The sequence below is a fragment of the Neiella litorisoli genome, from assembly GCF_014773395.1.
In the GTDB taxonomy this organism is placed as follows: Bacteria; Pseudomonadota; Gammaproteobacteria; order Enterobacterales; family Neiellaceae; genus Neiella; species Neiella litorisoli.
The window spans coordinates 108386-124316 of sequence record NZ_JACXAF010000004.1; the positions used below are offsets into that span (position 1 = coordinate 108386).

10 protein-coding genes are annotated in these 15931 nt (G+C 51.4%); 5 read left to right on the forward strand and 5 right to left on the reverse strand.

Features of this window, described 5'->3' with window-relative positions:
- Nucleotides 1-31 precede the first annotated feature (31 nt).
- Both IC617_RS04340 and IC617_RS04345 read right to left on the reverse strand, forming a co-directional pair.
- Nucleotides 32-3292 carry a glycoside hydrolase family 2 TIM barrel-domain containing protein gene (locus IC617_RS04340; protein WP_191143758.1) on the reverse strand — a complete coding sequence of 1087 codons (3261 nt, stop codon included), beginning with the start codon at nucleotides 3290-3292 and terminating at the stop codon, nucleotides 32-34.
- A gap of 209 nt (nucleotides 3293-3501) precedes the next feature.
- On the reverse strand, nucleotides 3502-4428 hold the full coding sequence (locus tag IC617_RS04345; protein WP_191143759.1) for a LysR family transcriptional regulator: 927 nt from the start codon (nucleotides 4426-4428) through the stop codon (nucleotides 3502-3504).
- A gap of 104 nt (nucleotides 4429-4532) precedes the next feature.
- On the opposite strand from IC617_RS04345, the gene lldD reads away from it, so the two are divergent.
- The 3 genes from lldD (at nucleotide 4533) to IC617_RS18940 (ending at nucleotide 9084) form a co-directional block, all read left to right on the forward strand.
- Complete coding sequence (lldD, locus tag IC617_RS04350) at nucleotides 4533-5672, forward strand: FMN-dependent L-lactate dehydrogenase LldD (RefSeq protein WP_191143760.1); 1140 nt, start codon at nucleotides 4533-4535, stop codon at nucleotides 5670-5672.
- Nucleotides 5673-6043: 371 nt separating this feature from the next.
- Entirely contained in the window at nucleotides 6044-8236 is a 2193-nt protein-coding gene (locus IC617_RS04355; protein WP_191143761.1) for a bifunctional rhamnulose-1-phosphate aldolase/short-chain dehydrogenase, read from the forward strand.
- A gap of 716 nt (nucleotides 8237-8952) precedes the next feature.
- Entirely contained in the window at nucleotides 8953-9084 is a 132-nt protein-coding gene (locus IC617_RS18940; protein ID WP_255522911.1) for a hypothetical protein, read from the forward strand.
- Nucleotides 9085-9494: 410 nt separating this feature from the next.
- On the opposite strand, the gene IC617_RS04360 is transcribed toward IC617_RS18940, so the two are convergent.
- From IC617_RS04360 to IC617_RS04370, 3 genes are all read right to left on the reverse strand, one after another.
- Nucleotides 9495-10931, reverse strand: a complete 1437-nt coding sequence (locus tag IC617_RS04360; protein WP_191143762.1) for a sugar porter family MFS transporter — start codon at nucleotides 10929-10931, stop codon at nucleotides 9495-9497.
- A gap of 289 nt (nucleotides 10932-11220) precedes the next feature.
- Nucleotides 11221-14013: an alpha-L-rhamnosidase gene (locus IC617_RS04365; protein WP_191143763.1), complete on the reverse strand. Its 2793-nt coding sequence runs from the start codon at nucleotides 14011-14013 to the stop codon at nucleotides 11221-11223.
- 53 nt (nucleotides 14014-14066) lie between these two features.
- Nucleotides 14067-14837 (reverse strand): tetratricopeptide repeat protein, encoded by a 771-nt coding sequence (locus IC617_RS04370; RefSeq protein WP_191143764.1) that lies wholly within the window; start codon nucleotides 14835-14837, stop codon nucleotides 14067-14069.
- On the opposite strand from IC617_RS04370, the gene IC617_RS04375 reads away from it, so the two are divergent.
- Both IC617_RS04375 and IC617_RS04380 read left to right on the forward strand, forming a co-directional pair.
- Nucleotides 14806-15339 carry a hypothetical protein gene (locus tag IC617_RS04375; protein ID WP_191143765.1) on the forward strand — a complete coding sequence of 178 codons (534 nt, stop codon included), beginning with the start codon at nucleotides 14806-14808 and terminating at the stop codon, nucleotides 15337-15339. The genes IC617_RS04370 and IC617_RS04375 overlap by 32 nt on opposite strands.
- A gap of 20 nt (nucleotides 15340-15359) precedes the next feature.
- Entirely contained in the window at nucleotides 15360-15911 is a 552-nt protein-coding gene (locus tag IC617_RS04380) for a BMC domain-containing protein (RefSeq protein ID WP_191143766.1), read from the forward strand.
- Nucleotides 15912-15931 lie beyond the last annotated feature (20 nt).

A 15931-nucleotide genomic window follows, 5' to 3' on the forward strand; every position in this document is an offset into this window, starting at 1 on the left:
TCGGTTATTGAATGGTGTGAACGACAACCGGCTAGCGCACCGGCCGAATCGCAAAGCGATACTCATGCTTACCCGGCAACACTTTATAAGGCTGCTCTGGGGCGGCATCGGCACGCCACGAAGTGGTACCCCCCAGCCCCGCTTGCTTGAGATCGATATTGACGGTCAGGTAATCGTCTTCCACTAACTCATGGGGATGACGGGCAGCATTGAGTTGTTGCTGCGACCACGGCCACACCGATACGCTCAGCGGTTTCTCGCCATCAAACAGCACGCCAGTTTTGCTGCTGTTCGTCAGCTCCAGCCAGTCAACGTTGGTGCGGTTGCCATTTTCCTGCGGCACCATGTACGACATGAGAAAGTCGCTGTAATGGCCGCTGTAAATTGCCATCTCGGCTGCCGTGTGGCGATCGCTGTAATTTTCCCAAGGGCCGAGGCCATAAAAACGCATCCCATCAAGGGTCTTGCTGACGCCCAGTTGCATCCCCATGCGAAGCATTTCAGGCAACTGCTCATCGGCATCAAACGACATTTCGACCTGCACGGTGCCATCGCCATGAACCGTGAAGCGATGGGAGACAAATACTTGTTGCTCATAGGCCTTGCTCACCAAGACTTCAGCACTGCTAGGACTCAGCTGATTCCAACTCAATGAGGTCACCGCGAGTTTATCCGGCATGTCTTTCCAGATGGCCGAAACTTGATCAGGGCGCCAGCCCATGCGGTCATTACCATTGAGGGCGCGCCAGAAGTTCATTGCCATTGGTTGCACAATGATGGCTTGGTTTGCCTGACTCAGCGATGCCAGTCGACCCGTTTGTTTGTCAAATTCGGCCGTCATGGCATCACTAACAAAGCTCAACGTTTGCTCTGTTTCAGACACCGTCAGCGCCACAGGTGTCGGCTCAGGTTGAATTGCCGGCGCAGCAACAGCCAGCTCAAACTGTTGCTTGGCCACTTCATGGCCGGCATCTGCCCATGGTGTTGCCTGCTTCAAATGGGCACTAACGCGCAACCAATAACGGGCGCCGGCTTCGCCTGAAATCGGCGGCCATGCCAGCTCCTCAAGCTGACTCGATCCTGCCGCAATATCGGCGTCAAACTCACCACTGTCGATGACGTCATTGTCTCGGCTAATTTGCCACTGAAAGCGGTATTGGTTAGTACTGGCAAAATGGTGGCGATTAATAATGCGAATGACGCCTTGCGATAAATCTTCTTCGGCAAACACCAGCGGCTGGAATACCTTTTTCACTTCCCAAGTTTCTGGTGTTGGATTGCCGTAGGAATCGACAATACCGTTTTGGCAGAACTCGCCATCGTGTGGCGTTTCACCAAAATCACCGCCGTACGCGAGGAAGGTTTGGCCATCGGCTGTGGTGTGTTCAATTCCCTGATCTTTCCAATCCCAGATAAAGCCGCCACCGAGATTGGGCTTGGAGCGGATCAATTGCCAATAATCGTCAAAATGCCCCAGTGAATTACCCATGGCATGGGCGTACTCGGACATAATGATTGGCCGCTTGATAATTGGGCTCTCTGAAATGTCTTTGAGCTTTTTCAAAGTCGGGTAAAAACGACTCACCAAATCAACCCATGGCGCATCATCAGGATTAGCGATTTCGATGGGCCGCTGGCGTTCAGGCTCATTATAAATTTCAGCGTGCCATTCCTCTCGCGGCGGGATGAACTCAGGATGCGTCGGCAAGCCTTGCGCCCCTTCATAATGCACAAAGCGGGTGTCATCGAACTCTTTTGCCCATTGCCCTGCTGCGGCATGACCGGGGCCGGTACCGGACTCGTTACCCAACGACCAAGAAAAGATCGACGGATGATTTTTATCGCGATGAACCATCCGCATGACGCGATCGAGCATCGAATTCGCCCACTGCATCTGATTGGACATTTGGCCACCAAACAAGTGGCTTTCAATATTGGCCTCGTCCATTACGTACAAGCCATACTCATCAGCTAAGTCGTAGACATAAGGGTCATTGGGATAGTGAGAGGTACGAATGGCGTTAATGTTGAACTGCTTCATTGAGCGGATGTCCTGCTCAATTTCTTCGCGGGTCATGGCCTTGCCATTCACCGCACTGTGATCATGACGATTCACCCCCATCAATTTGATAGGCACACCGTTGACCAGTATTTCGCCGGTTTCGTTATTGGTTTTGAACTCTCGGAAACCAACTCGAGTGCTCAGCGCTTCAACGGTTTTGCCCTCGGCATTAACCAGATTCAACACCAAGGTGTAGAGGTTAGGAGTTTCAGCCGACCATAATTTAGGCTTGTTGATCGGTAGTTTAATTAAGTCAAAACGAACCGTCTCGCGCTGCGGGTAGCGCACCATGATCTTATCGGCGGGAATACTAATGGAGGCCAATGGCGATGGCTGGGATTGCTGATCGTACAAATGACCTTCGAGCTGCCAGCCAGCGATATCTTGGTGAGTTAAGTTGCCAATAAATGGCCGCACTTGTAATTCACCGGCATCATAGTTGCTGTTGAGGCGAGTTTTGACGAAGTAATCGGATACATGCACTTTCGGCCTAGCAAGCAACAGCACCTCACGATGGATGCCGCTCATTTTCCACATATCCTGGCCTTCGAGGTAACTGCCATCACTCCAGCGCATCACTCGGACAGCAATCTTGTTTTTGCCCGGTTTGATCTGTTGGCTGATGTCGAACTCGGCGGGTAACGCACTGCCCTGGCTATAGCCAACCTGAACGCCGTTCACCCAGACATAAAATGCCGATGACACACCACCAAAGTGGAGCAATACCTGTTGCTCGCCCCAGCCATCTGGCAAGTCGAATTCTTTGATGTATTCAGATACCGGATTGGCACTGCTGACTTTCGGGCTGGTATCAGGGAAGACCGTGGTTGGTGTGGAGTAAAAGTGCAGCCAGACATTGGCATACATGGGAATGCCATAGCCATGTAATTCAACATTCGACGGTACTGGAATACGCTTCCAGGCACTGGCGTCAAACGAGGTTGCGGTAAAAGCATCATTAAGATTGTTGCTATCCGCGTGGTAGTTAAATTGCCAGCTACCTGATAAATCGACAAAATGCGATTGGGTTCGATCAAGGCTCAATGCCTGATCGACAGATTGATAAGAGTACGACGTTGCTCTTGCCGGTAGCTTGTTTAAACCGATGATGTCGGTTGTTTCCCACTCCACTGGGTAAGCCGTTTCGACTGGCGGTTCACTTTTGTCGCCGCAGCCGACCAATCCAGTTAGCAGGCATAGCAGCGCGCCAGCTTTTGTTATCTGTGCCATTGTTACTCTCATCATTTGCTGTCGTATGGGTTAGTCGGAAGGGAAAACGTTTAACCAAGAGTTGCACGTTAAGTGTCGATCCAACCATCACACGACCAAAAACCAACAATATAAAATCAAATGAAATCATAACAAAGCTATAACAATCAATTGGCAATCAAAATATCAGCCATGATATTTCTTCAAAGCGTGACCAACAGCAGAGTTAGTTAAGACCGTCGCTCCGACGATCGGTTATCAAAATAATGGGCTTTTTCGAGGTAGGCGTTGCGGATATGCTCAATCAGCAAGCGGATCTTGTTCGGTGTTTTTTTAACAAACGGGTGAATGGCATACACGCCTAACCTTTTTGCAACTTCATTGGCAAATAGCTCGACCAACTGGCCGCGCTGCAGATCTTCATAAACTAAGCACTTGGGCACATAGACAATACCATGACCACTCAGCGCTGCCTTGCGCAGTGCGGTGGCATTATCGGTGGAGAATGAACCTGAGATCTTCACCGTGTAACTATCTTGCCCCGATAAAAACTGCCAATTATTGCCCCCCGATGCCTGCCGAACATAGGAGAAACAATTGTGGGTCACTAAGTCGCTCGGTTGCGCCGGCAGGCCATGCGCAGCGATATACCGCGGCGAGGCACAAACAATCCATTGCGAATTGATAATGTGGCGGGCGATCAGGCTGGAGTCTTCTAACTGACCGGTTCGGATCACCAAGTCAAAACCTTCTTCGACGGCATCAACAAAACGGTTGTCGAGCGACATATCGACCGATAAGTCTGGGTGCATGCTGCAAAACTCCGTCACCGCCCCTGCCAATAACAAGTCGCCAGAAATGGTCGGCACCGACATTTTGATATGACCGGTCAATTTCTCATTATCGTTGGCAACTTGGGCGATGGCTTCGGTGGTTGCTTGGCGAATACTATTGGCGCCAATCGCCAGTTTTCGGCCCGCTTCGGTGAGCGACAATTTGCGCGTGGTGCGCAGCAATAGTTGCGCATTGAGCTGTTGCTCAAGCCGCGAGATACGCTTGCTGACCACTGAATTAGTTAGGTTATTGTGCTCAGCTGCTTTGCTAAAACTGCCAAACTCCACCACTTGCGCAAACAAAATCAAATCATCGGCCAGCACATCAATTACCTTTATTTAGGAAATAATCAATTTCATTATTTCTATATATAGACAAAAAAGAAAGGTTTACTATGACGCCATCACAACTATAAAGGCCTACCCTGATGATTATCTCCGCGTCTACTGATTATCGTGCAGCTGCAAAATCGAAACTGCCGCCGTTTTTATTCCACTATGTCGATGGCGGCTCTTATGCTGAAACCACGCTGAAAAACAACACAGCCGATTTACAGCAAGTGGCGCTCAAGCAGAAAGTGCTGAATAACATGTCAGAGTTGTCCTTGGGTATTGAACTCTTTGGCGAGCAGCTCAACATGCCAATTACCTTGGCGCCAGTTGGGATCACCGGTATGTACGCACGCCGCGGCGAAGTGCAAGCAGCCAAAGCGGCCGAGAGTCGCGGCCTGCCTTTTACCATGTCGACGGTATCACTATGCCCAATTGAAGAAGTCGCGCCAGCGATTGAACGGCCGATGTGGTTCCAACTGTATGTCCTTAAAGACCGTGGTTTTATGAAAAATGTCTTGGAGCGAGCGAAAGCAGCTGGCGTTACGACCTTGGTCTTCACCGTGGATATGCCAGTTCCCGGCGCTCGCTATCGTGACATGCACTCAGGCATGAGCGGCCCATACGCACCGCTTCGTCGTGTCGTTCAAGCCATGACTCACCCGCAGTGGGCGCTCGATGTTGGCTTGCTGGGTAAGCCTCACGACTTGGGTAACATTTCTGCGTATCGCGGTCACCCAACCAGTTTGGATGATTACATTGGCTGGCTCGGTGCCAACTTTGACCCTTCTATTTGTTGGCAAGATCTGGAGTGGATCCGCGATTTCTGGGATGGCCCAATGATCATCAAAGGCATTTTGGATGCCGATGACGCCAAAGACGCGGTGCGTTTTGGTGCCGATGGCATTGTTGTATCCAACCACGGCGGCCGCCAACTCGATGGCACCCTGTCCACCACCAAGGCGCTGCCGGCAATCGCCGATGCCGTCAAAGGCGACTTGAAGATATTGGTTGATTCAGGGATCCGTAACGGTCTCGATGTGGTGCGTATGATTGCCATGGGTGCCGACTGCACCATGATTGGCCGCTCGTACATTTATGCACTGGCGGCGGATGGACAGCGTGGCGTTGCTAACTTGGTCGACTTATACGAAAAAGAAATGCGCGTTGCGATGACCTTAACCGGTGCGAAATCAATTGCAGATTTGAGTCAGGATTCGCTGATCAGCAATCCGTAACGCTGCGGGGCGATAACGCCCGACGCTAAAGCGCCTTCTTGAGCGGTCAACCTTTGGCCAATTGAGAAGGCGTTTTTGTTGGTGCCTTCCCCTCACTTGTGTCCCCTCTCTTGGCTCCCCAATCAATACTGATATTCGATCTGTCAGCATCGGTTAAACAAGCCTGGACCGATGTCAAATTAGCTCGCCACCGTTCAAAAACCTGAATTTATTTGCGGGAATTTTCAAATATTTGCTCTAGATCATAGAAATTTTGCGTGCCAGTGATTGGTTTTGACTATTATAACTTGACCATGATGAGTCATTTTGCAATATTGTGACTGTATTTGACCTAGATCATTGACATTAAATAATTAGGAGTTGGCCCTCCGATGCCAAACAAACAAGAACAATTCAAACACGTGAACTATTCCTGGAGTGAACAACAAGCCAGTGGCCTCAGCCCAGTTGAGGGGTTGGTTTATCGTTCCAATATTTTGGGTGCAGACCAACGTATCACCAACACTGGTGGCGGTAATACCTCAGCGAAATCAATGGAAATTGATCCGTTAACCGGACAAGAAGTTGAAGTCCTTTGGGTAAAAGGCTCTGGTGGCGATTTGCGCACTTCAAAAGCGGAAAACTTTTCGTCACTCTACATGAGTAAACTGATTGCCCTGCAAGGCATTTATAACAGCGCCGATGAAGTCGGTGTGAAGACCCAAATTGAAGACGACATGGTTGCCATGTACAAACATGCGACCTTCAATCTCAACCCACGCGCAACGTCAATTGATACCCCGTTGCACGCTTTTATTCCTTATAAGCACGTTGACCACATGCACCCGAACTCGGTGATTGCGGTTGCCGCCAGTAAAAATTCAAAAGCCCTGACTGAAAAGATTTGGGGTGATGAGTTGATTTGGACTGAGTGGCAGCGTCCGGGTTTTGACCTTGGCCTGAAACTTCAAGAAATCTGTGAACAACACCCGAACGCCAAAGGCGTCATTCTTGCTGGTCACGGTGTCATTAACTGGGCTGACGATAACCGCGAATGCTACGAGCTAAGCCTCGATATCATTGAAAAAGCGGCACGTTATATTGAAGAGCACGACAAAGGTGAAGATACCTTCGGTGGTCAGAAGTATGTCAGTCTTGATGATGCGGCGCGCGAAAAAGTGCTGGTCGACGTCGTCCCTTACCTGCGTGGCCTAGTATCAGGTGAGAGCAAGCTGATTGGTACCATCCAACACGACGATACCATTTTGCGCTTCGTTAACTCACATGACGCGAAACGTCTGGCCGATTTAGGTACTTCATGTCCTGATCACTTCTTGCGCACCAAGATCAAGCCGTTGTACGTGGAATGGGATCCGCAAACAGGCTCGATTGATGAGTTGAAAGCATTGCTCGCCGATGGCATCAAGCAATATCAAACTGAGTACAGCAAGTACTACGAAAGCTGCAAGCACGACAATTCCCCTGCACAGCGCGCATCATCGCCGTCAATCTGTTTGATTCCGGGCGTTGGTATGATTGCTTGGGGCAAAAACAAGAGTGAATCGCGGGTTACCGCTGAATTCTACAACTGTGCCGTGGAAGTGATGCGTGGTGCCGAAGCCATCGACGAATACGCTGCTTTGCCGCAACAAGAAGCATTCGATATCGAATACTGGTTGCTAGAAGAAGCCAAACTGCAGCGTATGCCAAAAGAAAAATCATTGGCGCGCGACGTTGTCGTGGTCATTGGTGCTGGCGATGGCATTGGTAAAGAAACCGCATTCCGTGTTGCCAAAGAAGGCGCTCACGTAGTGTGTGCAGATCTGCGTATCGAAGCAGCCCAAGCCACTGCTGATGAACTAACTAAAATCTATGGTCAGGGCATTGGTGTTGCTGGCTCTGGTATTTCTGGTTGCGGCCCAGCGATCGCTCAGCCAGTTGACATCACCAACCGCGATACCGTCAAAGCGCTGTTCGACCAAGTGATCTTGGCCTATGGCGGCATCGACAAAGTGATTGTCACCGCAGGCGTATTCCTCGCCCCAGGTCAGTCGGGCATGAGCGACGATCAAATGTTTGATATTAGCTTTGCCGTCAACGTCAAAGGTGGCTACATCGTTGGCACTGAAGCCAATAAAGTGTGGCAACAGCAAGGCTTGCCAGGCGCTTTGGTTCTCACTACAAGTGTTAATGGCGCAGTCGCCAAAAAAGGTTCTTTGGCTTATGACACCAGTAAGTCAGCAGCCAACCACTTAGTGCGTGAGCTAGCCGTCGAGTTGTCACCACTGATCAATGTTAATGGTCTGGCTCCGGCAACTGTTGTTAAAGGCAGCACCATGTTCCCACGCGACCGAGTTATTGCTTCGTTGAGCAAGTACAACGTTGCGTTCAGTGAGTCTGACTCTGATGATGAGTTGCGCGAAAAACTTGCTCTGTTTTACGCCCAACGGACACTGACCAAGCAGCCAATTACCCCTGCAGACCAAGCTGAAGCAGCTTATCTGCTGGTATCGGGCCAATTGAGTAAAACAACAGGTCAAATCATCAGTGTAGACGGCGGTCTACACGAAGCGTTCTTGCGTTAATCACCGCTCGTTAATCCGGCAGGCCGTTTCCCCAGCCTGCCGGCTTTCTGCTTGTTCCTACGCACCACTCTACTCGTTCCCAAATTCTCCATCTCCGTTTCTTGTTTTTAGATCGTCCTTAAAGCTCCGTTATCAGTTAGTAAAGCCAGCCATCAACAATTATCGCTGACGCTGCAAGCCCATCCTTGGGGCGCTCGGCAGGCAGCATCCTTGCTGCCTGACGCACCGATACTCGCCGATGGCTAGCTTTTCAAACAGTCCACGGGACTTTTCAAAAGAGCGAGCAAAGCGACGAACACAAGCTTCTGCCGCAAGGACGCGGCAGCAGAGCCTCCATGGATGGATTTACGGCGTCTTGTTTTCGTCGCCTTGGTTGCTCTCCCACTACACTCGAATCTAGATCAAAAACGGCTAAGTAGCTGTATCTTGCGAAGAGAGCAGCAAAGCCAGCCATCAGCAATTATCGCTGACGCTGCAAGCCCATCCTTGGAGCGCTCGGTAGACAGCTTCCCTGCTGCCTGACGCACCGATACTCGCCGATGGCTAGCTTTTCAAACCGTCCAGGAGACTTCTCAGGAGAGCGAGCAAAGCGACGAACACAAGCTTCTGCCGCAAGGACGCGGCAGCAGAGCCTCCATGGATGGATTCACGGCGTCTTGTTTTCGTCGTTTTGGTTGCTCGACGACGACAGACGAATTTGAGTTAAAGGCTGCTAGTTGGTTGTACTTGTTGCAATGGATGGCAAAGCCAGCCATCAGCAATTATCGCTGACGCTGCAAGCCCATCCTTGGGGCGCTCGGCAGGCAGTTTCCCTGCTGCCTGACGCACCGATACTCGCCGATGGCTAGCTTTTCAAACCGTCCACTGGGCTTATCAGGCGAGGAGCCAATGCGACGAACATAAGCTTCTGCCGCAGGGAAGCGGCAGTAGAGCCCACAAGGAAGTGTTCACGGCGTCTTGTTTTCGTCGTTTTGGTTGCTCGACGACGACACACGAATTTGAGTTAAAGCCTGCTAGTTAGTTGTACTTGTTGCAATGGATGGCAAAGCCAGCCATCAGCAATTATCGCTGACGCTGCAAGCCCATCCGTGGGGCGCTCGGCAGGCAGCTTCCTTGCTGCCTGACGCACCGATACTCGCCGATGGCTAGCTTTTCAAACCGTCGACGGGACTTTTCAGGAGAGCGAGCAAAGCGATGACTGCAAACGAGTCGGAGCTAGAAAAAGAAAGAGCGGCGAGAGCCGCTCTTGTCTGGAAGATTAACCTTCCATGTCTTCGAGTTCGACACCCTTGGTTTCGTGAACCAAAGCGAACACAAAGATTGCCGAAACCGCCGCACTAATGGCGTAGAAACCATAAGCACCACCGGCGCCGATGGTTGCCAGCATTAACGGGAAACTCATGGTGATACCAAAGTTAGCCAGCCACTGGAACAAGCCACTGATGGCCAGACCGGAGCCGCGAATTTGGTTCGGGAACATTTCGCCCAACATCACCCACATCACTGGGCCCCACGAGGTGTTAAAGAAGAACACGTAGACGTTAGCCGCAATCAATGCGGTTAAACCAGCGCTATCGGTCAATTGGATTTCACCTGCCGCATTGGTGTCGGCCGTGGCAAAAACAAATGCAATCACGCCCAAAGCCAGCGCCATTACTACAGAGCCAGACCACAACAGTGGTTTACGACCGATTTTATCAACCAGCGAAATGGTCACCAGACAGGCACCGATGCTCACCGCACCTGAGATAACGTTAATCATCAAGGCGTCGCTTTCAGAGAAGCCAACTGACTGCCACAATACTGCGCCGTAGTAGTACACTACGTTGATACCAACGAGTTGCTGGAATACTGCCAGACCAATACCAACCCAAACGATGGTCCGTACTTTTTTGGTGTTCGCATCGAGCAAGTCCGACATCTTCGGCTTGTGGTGATCAGATGCTAAAGAATGCTCAATTTCAGCAACCTTCTTATTGCCAGCAGTTTCGCCATAGAGTGACGTTAACACCGCGCGGGCTTTTTCGATTTTGCCTGATGCCACCAGAAAACGTGGGCTTTCTGGGATAAACAGCAACGCCGCAAAGAAGATAAACGCTGGGATCAATTCAACCCAGAACATCCAGCGCCATGCTTCGTAATCTAACCACAAGACCGAAGTCGACGACTCTGCCGCACCGGCTAGATTGTAGTTACTGACGAATGACACAAATAAACCGGTAATAATGGCCACTTGCTGAATCGTGGTCAGACGGCCACGGTATTCGGCTGGCGCCACCTCTGAGATATAAGCCGGTGCAATCACACTGGCGGCACCAACGGCTAAACCACCCAAAATTCGATAGATAATGAATTCGAATGAGCCTGTGGCAATACCTGAGCCCCACGCGGAGATGATGAACAGCACCGATGCGATAATTAGGATCACTCGACGTCCAAGCAAATCGGCCATGCGACCTGCTAAGAATGCACCAACCGCACAACCGAGCAGCATCGAGGCAACATTAAAACCGGTGCCGACACTGTCCGAGTTAAATGCTTTTTGCAGACCGTCGACGGTGCCGTTAATCACGCCACTGTCAAAGCCAAATAAGAACCCACCTATGGTTGCGATTAAGCTGATAAAGACGATGAATGAGACATTATTCTCATTCTCTTCTGTTACCTGCTCTGCTGTTATTGTTTGATCGTTCATTGTTATATTGAAACCTCTAGTTTGTTACCCGATTCAATCGCGTAAGCATCCTTGGTTGAATAAAAATTTAATTGCGACAGTGGCAAAAGTTCCCCCCAAAAGATTGCTATCTGTGGCTCAGACTGACTGAATCCTCAGCACTGCAAGCGCTCTACTTTTGGCTTCTGTTACTGCTACAATTTGCTTCTTCACGGCCCCCTAAACGGCCCAAGTATTGGTTCTGGTGCGCAATTGACACCGTCCCCAGTTTTAATCCCCAGCCATTACTTCACAGCAATGACCGAGCGAATTAGTTGGATAAAAATTGTTCTGGCTGCAGTTGGCCGACGACTCGATAAGTACCCGGTTTGAGTCCCTGCAATTGATTTTCATTGACCACAGCCTCGCCGTTAACTTGCAGTGAAGTGCGCTGCAATTGCGGCAATTCAATCGTGGCTTGGGTATTTTTCGGCACCGTCACGGATAGCTCCACAGCTCGCCCTGTTCGTTGCCAACTGACGGCCACATCGCCATGGGGCGTCTGATAATCACCCGATGCCTGATCCAGTTGTTGACCAAATTTCGGTGCGATGAGGATTTCCTTAAAGCCCGGCTGCAACGGTTGAATGCCGAGAATGCCCTCATAGAAATAGCGCGAGACAGTGCCGTAGGCATAGTGGTTGAGCGAGTTCATTCCTTGCGGGTTAAAGCCATCTTTGAGGGTGTATGAGTTCCACCGCTCCCATGTTGTCGTCGCGCCGTTATTCACCGAGTAGAACCACGACGGGTAGCTTTCTTTGAATAACAAGTCATATACCAAGTCATCGCGGCCACGCTCGTGCAGCACCTGAATCAGTAGTGGTGTTCCTAAAAAGCCGGTGCGTAAATGGTTGTCGGCTTTGGCCAGTTGCTCGAGCAGGTGAGCAAAGGCCACTTCCTGAACGGCCGGATTGAACAAATCAAAGGCCAGCGGCAACAAGTAGCTGGTTTGCGTTTCAACGCCAGTTTTCGGTTTCAACTCTTGGTCGTAAAACGTATTGCGCACCAAGCCCTTAAGTTTGCTAAGCGTCTGCTTCATCGGCGCGATATCTTGCTGGTATCCCAGCACCTCAGCCGCATTAATGGTCAGCTGCAGCGAGTGGGCATAAAACGCCGTTGAGATCAGATCGAACTCGGTATCACCACGGTTGGCTTTTTTGCCTTCGGCAACGGGGTATGGCTGCAGCCAATCGCCAAAGGTCATCATGGTTGAGCGGTCGTCTTTCATCTGTGATTGGTGGTAGTCCAGCCAACCTTTCATCATGGCGTAATTGTCACGCAAAATGGTGTCGTCGCCCGTCAACTGATAAAGCTGCCACGGAATAATGGTGACGGCATCGCCCCATCCTGAAGAGGCGAAATTGATCCATTCAACAAATGGAATGTACAAGGGGATCTTGCCATCATCGCCCTGCTCTTCGCGGACACTTTGTAACCACGCCGACCAAAAACCGTAGACATCAGCCATGTACATCGAGGGGGTAACAAACACCTGCGCATCGCCGGTCCAGCCCAAGCGCTCGTCACGCTGCGGACAATCAAGCGGAATGTCATAGAAGTTGCCGCGCAGGCCCCACACAATGTTGTCGGCTAACTTGTTGAGTTTGCTGTGGGAGCTTTCAAAGCTCGCCCGAATCTCAAAATCAGAGTGTTGGACCAAACCAGTCACCCATTCTTGGCTAGGTTTTTGGCTGGCATCAAAACCGGATATTTCAACGTAACGAAAGCCGCGATAGGTAAAGGTCGGGGTGTAATCAGCGGTGCCGGTTACGCTTGGAATATAGTGATCAGTCACTTTGGCACTGCGGTAGTTGTCGGTGTAGAACTCGCCTTTGTGGAGTGCTTCGGCATAGCGAATAGTGACCTGTTGATCGGCGCGAACCGGAATTTGCAGGCGCGGCACGCCCACCATGTTCTGGCCTAAGTCAAACACCGCGACGCCTTCGCTTGGCTGCCAAACTTCAATCGCCGGTATTGCTTGGGTGATGCGGATTGGCGCGTGGCGCTTGGGTGCCAGCTTGATAGTCGGCAAAATGGGCTCTACCACCGCCTGCTGCCAGTCACTATCGTCGAAGTTGCTGTCGCTCCAGCCCGCCATTTCCAGACGCTGCTCGTATCGCTCACCATCGTAAGTGCTGGCAAATTGAATAGGACCTTGTTGGCTTGCTTTCCACGAGGCATCCGAGCCAATGATCTGGCGCTCGCCATTGCTGAACGTCACCTCAAGCTGAGCTAGCAAGCGTGGCGGCAATTGATGGTCCAACGCCATCAAATCAGCAACTCGGCCTGAATACCAGCCGCCGGCAAGCGATGCCGCCAGCACATTATCACCGGTTTTTAGCAATGAAGTGACATCATAGGTCAGGGTTTCAATGCGCTCATCATAAGGTGTCCAACCCGGTGTCATGACATCGTCAGGCGCCACTTGCTGACCATTAATAAAGGGCTTGAATAAGCCTTTGGCGGTGATATACAAACGGGCTTTTTTGATCGCTGATTCAAGCGCAAACTCGGTTCTTAAATACTGCGGCGTGGCGAGCACTTGCACCGATGGCTGCTGGCTTAATTCAGTATCAGGGTGGCCAATCCATTGCCCTTGCCAATCGTCATTGCTGAGCAGGCCCAACTCGATCGATTGAACCTCACTCCAACGCGACATCTGGCCGTTTTCGTCCCAGGTTCGCACTCGCCAAACCGCTTGCTGCCGCGAATCGAATGGCGCCCCGCCATAACGGATCCATGAGGTTTGTGCCGAAACCACCTTGCCACTGTCCCACAGCGTTTCTCGGTCAAGTCCTTCGGCGCTGGCCGCGACCTGAATTTGATAAGCCGATTGATAATGGCCGGCGCCATCACTCGCCAGTTGCCAAGAAAACCGCGGCGTCGACTCGTAATAACCAATGGGATTACTAAACCCCTCACCGACTTCAAGGACAACAGGTGCGGGTTGCTGGTCTGCTTTCGATGCACCACCTGAGCTGCAACTGGCTAACAAGGTGCCGCCGACTAATGACACTGAGCATGCAACAGCAAGCGCAGCGGCGCGAGTAAAAGACAATGTCATACTCAATTTATTCCGTTAAAAAAAGGTGCTGCAGCAAGGCTGCAGCACCACCGTTAATACTTCAGACGTTGATAGGCTTCGCGGTTGCCCGCCTTTTGCGCCATGTCCATACCGAGTTGCTGCAATCGGGCCGATAGCGGCCGGCTTTGTTGGCGCTGCAGCAGTAACTGCAGTCCTTTGTCCCATTGCTTCAGGGAGTCCAACGTGAGCAGCCAGACATATAAATTTTGTTCATCATCAGGTTGATAGCGCACCGACAGCTCAAATTGCTCGGCTGCCTCTTTGGTTTTGCCCTGACGGATTAAATGGAGGCCATAGGAATAGCGAATAGTGGCGTCTTTGGGCAGATTCCGCACCGCCAGCTCATAGAATTGCTGCGCTTTTTGCGGCTGCATGGTGGCGCGATAAATGTCGGTCAGATTGATGTAGGACGCGGAGAAATAGGGATCAATGCTGATAGCAGTGATGTATTGCTGCTCAGCCTTGTCCAGTTCGCCGCGGCGCATGTGCAGCAAGCCCTGATTGGCCCGCCCTTCGCCGCGCCAAGATGACAGTTCATTGGCTTTAATCAGCTCAGCAAAAGCGCGGTTAAAGGCCGCAGATAGGGCGGCATCAACAGGCGCATCAGCCAGCGCATCAGCAGCGGCGACTCGGACCGCTCTGAGTTCATCGGTTAACAATGGCGCAATCAGTTTGGCCCGAGCGGCAGGCTCTATGGCTTTGCTCGCCTCACTCACGGCGATCCGAATTAGCGCTTCATCACTACTCACAAACGGCGCCAGCATCTGCGCCATGGTCGATGGTAAATCAGTCGACACCTCCATGGGCTTTACCCCGCTCGCCGGTTTGATGATGGGCACCCGCTGTGGCGACATTGACCCTGCCCTGCCGAGCTACTTAGAAAAAGCCACCGGCCAAAGTACCCAGGAAGTTGTCACCATGATGAACAAAGAGTCTGGTTTCCTTGGTATTTCCAAAGCATCGAATGACTTCCGTGCTGTCCACGAGCTATCAGAGCAAGGGTGTGAGCAAGCCAAACTGGCACTGAAAATGTTTGCCAATCGGGTGATCGCCACCATCGGCTCCTACGCCGCCACATTAAACGGTGTCGATGTCATTACCTTTACCGGCGGTATTGGTGAGAACTCCGATTACTTACGCCGCACCGTGTGCGAAAACTTAACTTACCTCGGGGTTGAGTTAGTTGCTGACAGCGCGCAAAAAGTCGGCCGGATCAGCACCGAGCAAAGCCGAGTTGTGGTCAAAGTCATAAACACCGATGAAGAGTTAATGATTGCCCGCGACTCCTATCGGTTGGCGTCTTAATTCAATTTCGGAGCAATCCCATGACAAACTCAATTGGCTGCATCGAACTGAGCTCCATTGCCGTTGGCTACGCAGTTGCCGATGCCATGGTCAAGGCGGCCAGCATTGACATCATTTGGAATGAGATTCAATGCCCCGGTCGGCTGATGCTGATGATCCTTGGCGACACCGCCTCGGTTCATGCCGCCATTGAAGTTGGCGCCAGCAAAGGCCGCGCAAGAGTGGTTGATTCGCTGGTGTTATCGCGCGTCCACCCCGATGTCCTCGCCGCCATTCGTAAACGTAAAGCGGCGAAAGCCGCCGAGGCATTGGGCGTGGTTGAGGCACTGACTTTATCATCGGCGATTCAAGTGGCCGATAGCATCGCCAAGTCCAGCAGCGTCAATATCATCAACTTCAATGCCTCTATTGGCATTGCTGGTAAAGGCGTGGTGATGTTTTGTGGTGACACCGCGTCGGTGTCATCAGCCATCGAGATTGCTGACAAGTACGCTGCAACACGCGGCTGCACCATTCACTCGGCGTTTATCCCTAATCCGAGTGAGCAGCTGCTGGCTCGTAAGCGGCTGTGAGCGGCCAGCTCTAGCAAACA

Excerpts from the sequence above, each read along its gene's own strand:
- IC617_RS04340 (WP_191143758.1), bottom strand. The coding sequence starts at position 3,292 with ATGGCACAGATAACAAAAGCTGGCGCGCTGCTATGCCTGCTAACTGGA.
- lldD (WP_191143760.1), top strand. The coding sequence starts at position 4,533 with ATGATTATCTCCGCGTCTACTGATTATCGTGCAGCTGCAAAATCGAAA.
- IC617_RS04355 (WP_191143761.1), top strand. The coding sequence starts at position 6,044 with ATGCCAAACAAACAAGAACAATTCAAACACGTGAACTATTCCTGGAGT.
- IC617_RS04360 (WP_191143762.1), bottom strand. The coding sequence starts at position 10,931 with ATGAACGATCAAACAATAACAGCAGAGCAGGTAACAGAAGAGAATGAG.
- IC617_RS04365 (WP_191143763.1), bottom strand. The coding sequence starts at position 14,013 with ATGACATTGTCTTTTACTCGCGCCGCTGCGCTTGCTGTTGCATGCTCA.
- IC617_RS04375 (WP_191143765.1), top strand. The coding sequence starts at position 14,806 with ATGGTCGATGGTAAATCAGTCGACACCTCCATGGGCTTTACCCCGCTC.
- IC617_RS04370 (WP_191143764.1), bottom strand. The coding sequence starts at position 14,837 with ATGGAGGTGTCGACTGATTTACCATCGACCATGGCGCAGATGCTGGCG.
- IC617_RS04380 (WP_191143766.1), top strand. The coding sequence starts at position 15,360 with ATGACAAACTCAATTGGCTGCATCGAACTGAGCTCCATTGCCGTTGGC.